Raw genomic sequence first — 3,660 nt, 5'->3', positions numbered from 1 at the left:
TTTTTTTGTGCGCTCAGGCCAGCCGGGCCAGCCCCAGCGTGAACAGCACGCCATCGGCCACGTTGCGCGCCTGCACCGTGCCGCCCATCTTGCCCATGTAGGTCTTGACCACGAACAGGCCCTGGCCGCGGTGGCCTTCGGTCGGCGGCAGGTCGGACACACCGTAGTCAAAAATGCGCGGCAGCAGCGCCGCGTCGATCGCCGACCCCTGGTTGTGCACCGCGATCCAGGCGTGTTGCGGGTCGGCCGTCAGCGACAGCGTGATGGCCGTGCCCGGTGTGCGGCAGCGCTGGGCGTTGCGCAGCAGGTGCGTGACCACGTCTTCCAGCGCGAAACCATCGGCCCGCACCTGCAGGCCCGCCAGTCCGGGGTTGTCCGCGTCCAGGTAGCGCACGCTGTCGATGCCGGAGAAGTGCGCGTTGTCGGCGATCTGCCGCAGGAAGGCGTGGATGTCCAGCCGCTCGCTGGCCATGTCGGCCGCGACGATCGCCTCGCTCGGGGAGGCGTGGCCGTACAGCACCTTGACGGCCTGCTGCATGCGCTGCACGTAGCGGTGGCTCGGGTCCTCGGGCCGGCCGTGCAGCACCATCAGCGACTGCAGCGGCGACATGATCTCGTGCCCCACGGCGTGCCACATGTCCAGCTCCTGCTGGGCGCGCTGGTGTTCGCGCGAGATGTCGTTCTTCACCCGCTGCAGCAGGTCGGACAGGCCCCCGGCCAGGATGCCGAGCTCGTCGCTGCCGCGCAGATCGCTCACGTCCAGGTCGGCGAGCCGGTTTTCCGGCAGGGGCGCGTGCACGTTGTACGACACCGCCGCCGCGCGCCGGGTGAGCTGGGTCACACGGCGGATGAGGCCGATCTCGATCAGCAGCCAGGCCAGCACGATCGCGCCCAGCATGGCCCCGACCAGCCAGAGCAGGCGCGTGGCGACGATGCTGATGCGGCGCTCCACCGTGCGCACGTCGCCCGTGAGCGTGATCTCGAAGCGGCCCACCGGCGTGGCCACGGTGTCCACCGCCTGCAGCAGCGGCACCCGGGTGTCCACCGGCAGCAGGCCCACGATGTGGCGCACCCAGGGCGATTCACGTTCCCCCGGGTCGGCGCTGCCGTGCAGGGTCTGCGTGGCGGGGGGGCGCGTGAGCCCCGGGGCCAGGGTGCTGGCCAATCGCTGGATCTGCAGGCTTTCGCCCGGCAGCAGGGACTGCGCCAGCTCGGCCAGCGCGGACGGCTCGGCCTGGCGTGGCGCGGCGGTGTCGAGCAGTTGCGCGGACGCGGGCCCCACGATCTGCAGCCCCACGCGGATGTCGGCGAGATCGGCGGGCGGCCAGACCACCCGGGCGGGCGGCAGGTTGGCCACGCGCAGGGCGTCCGAGGGCAGGCGGATGGAATAGAAGGCGCGGCGCGGGCAGTCAGGCTGCGCCTGGCCTTCGTCGGCGCAGTCCGGGCTTTGCCAGACCCAGCCGCGGAAATCCCGCACCGGGCGGGTCTTGCGTTGCAGCGTGTCGGGCTCCGCACCGGCGGCGGGCGCCCGAAAGCCCGCCCAGCGCCCCACCAGCGGCGCCTGTTGCTGGCCGGGGGCGCTGGCCACCAGCTCCAGCGGCGCGATCCAGCGGGTGGTCTGGCCGCGCAGCGTCAGGTGCACCCGGGCGCGGTGCACGTCCTGCAAGTCCAGCTGGCCCCGCTCGCGGCCCACCAGCGGCGGGCTGACAAAGCTGCCCGCGAGGTAGACGAAGCCGCCCGCGTAGGGGTTGCTGCCGATCGCCGCGCAGGCGCTGGAGCCGTCCTGGAACAACACGGCGCAACCCGAGCTCTCCAGCGCCTGCTGGGCCTTGAACGGGTCGTCGAAGTCGAGCGCGCCAAAGGGCAGCAGCAGCGGCGAGAGCTCGGCGCCCTGGCCGGGCGCGGCCGGTTCGTGCTGCGGATTGAGCAGGGCGAGCTGGCCGGCCGGGTGGCGCAGGCGCGCGAGGATCTCCGACTGGGTCTTGCGAAAGCTGTTCTGGTAGTTGAGGTAACTGCGCTCCTTTTCGTGTCGCAGCACGGTCAGCGCCAGGCCCAGCGTGGCCAGCACCAGCAGCGCAAAGACGGCGCGAAAGAAGATGCGCCGCCGAAAGCCGGCCAGCCCCAGGCGCGGCACGCCGAGCTTGCCCATGCGAAAGCGGGGCAGGTCGAGGCCCGGCACCTTCATGCGGGCTTTCGGCCGGGCGCGGAAACTAGGGCCGTGCGCACCCAGCGAAAGCCCCGCATCGGCACGTTTTCGATGCCCTCGAACTGCGGGTCCACCTCGCGGAACGCGTCGCGGATGGTGCTCACGTGTTTGCGCACGTTGTCGCGGTTGCGCCCGCTCTTGACCACGTCGAACAGCTCTTCGTACGACACCACCTCGCCCGCGCGCTGGTGCAGCGTGGCCAGGATGCGCTGCGCGGTCAGCGGCAGGTTGATGCGCTGGCCGCGCCAGATCGGCGTGCGCTGCCACAGCGGGTCCAGGCTCAGCTCGTCGGCGGGCGCCGCCGGTGCGGCCACCGCGGCCTGCTTGCGCGAGACGCGCAGGATGTCCAGAAAGGTCTCGATGAAATCGTGCTCTTCGAAGGTGGTCTTCTGCAGGTAGTCCCAGGCGTCCAGCGCTTTCATGATGCTGCGGTAGATGGCCGCGGGCATGGCCGAGACCACCAGCACCGGCGTGCCCTGGCGGTTCTTGTTGATCGCGTTGATCAGGGCCACGCCGGCATGGCGCTCGTGGCCGAGTTCGATGTCGAGCACCACCAGGTCGTAGGGCACGCGGTTGATGGCGTTTTCCGCGTCGTCGCGGTTGAACCACTGGTCGATCCGGATGTCGGGCCGCGCCGACCGGATCCAGGTGGCCAGCTGTCGGCTGGTGGGTTGATCGTCCTCGATCAGGGCCACGCAAAGGGTCGGGGTGGGGCTGGACATGGTGCGCCATTATGAAATGGCCCCAGGCGCGCGGCGCGGAAGGAATCTTCCGCGGGCGAAGCAAATCCGCCGCGGGCCTGAAGCCTCTCGCCCGGCGCCTGCGTTGTAGCTTCCCGGGCCGTTGCGAAGAATCGGGTTCATCGGTTGAGCGGCGTCTGCCCCCCGATCCCCAGGAGTTTTCACCATGTCGTTTTCGCTCAAGCAACTCACCGCCCGCCTGCGCCAGGCCTTCGCCCGGCCGGCACCCGACGCCAGCACCGCGCCCCTGTTCGACGACGGTGCGCCGCCGGCACGGCCCCGCCCGCCGCTGCGCCTGCCCCGGCACACCGCCCCGGTGGTGGTGGGGGTCCTGTTGCTGGTCGCCGGCGGCTACACCCTGGTGCGCCACCCGCCCGCTCTGACGATCAACCCGGGCCAGGCGGCGCTGCGCACCAACCAGCTCACCGGCCACCAGCAGGAACTGGGCGCGGGCAATGTCTGGGTGGTGCCCGGCCTGCACCGCCTGCGGGTGCTGTCGCTGCGCGACCAGAACTGGAAGTCGGCCGAGATGGCGCGCCACGACGGGCCGGCGCCGGTGCAGTCGGTGGAAGGGTTGTCGCTGGGCGTGGACGTGACGGTGCGCTTCGCGGTCAACCCGGCCCAGCTCGCGCTGGTGGCCAGCCGGCTGCAGGTGGACCCGGGCGCCGAGCTGGTGGACCCGGCCCTGCAGGGCGTGGTCTACAAGACCTTCGC

3 protein-coding genes are annotated in these 3,660 nt (G+C 71.3%); 1 reads left to right on the top strand and 2 read right to left on the bottom strand.

The features are described 5' to 3' along the window. Positions 1–13: 13 nt before the first annotated feature. Positions 14–2,185, bottom strand: coding sequence for a sensor histidine kinase (locus V6M57_RS00020; RefSeq protein WP_332812922.1), 2,172 nt, complete (start codon positions 2,183–2,185; stop codon positions 14–16). Further along, entirely contained in the window at positions 2,182–2,928 is a 747-nt protein-coding gene (locus V6M57_RS00015) for a response regulator transcription factor (protein WP_291189742.1), read from the bottom strand. Before V6M57_RS00015 ends, V6M57_RS00020 begins: the two co-directional genes overlap by 4 nt. Before the next feature lie 184 nt (positions 2,929–3,112). On the opposite strand from V6M57_RS00015, the gene V6M57_RS00010 reads away from it, so the two are divergent. Next, a partial coding sequence (locus V6M57_RS00010; protein ID WP_332812921.1) for an SPFH domain-containing protein occupies positions 3,113–3,660 on the top strand: 548 nt, incomplete at its 3' end.

Origin of the sequence: Ramlibacter sp. (genome assembly GCF_036676645.1) — a bacterium.
Taxonomy (GTDB): Bacteria; Pseudomonadota; Gammaproteobacteria; order Burkholderiales; family Burkholderiaceae_C; genus Ramlibacter.
The sequence above is the reverse complement of the archived record's forward strand: the minus strand, read 5'-3'. Positions and strand labels throughout refer to the sequence as shown.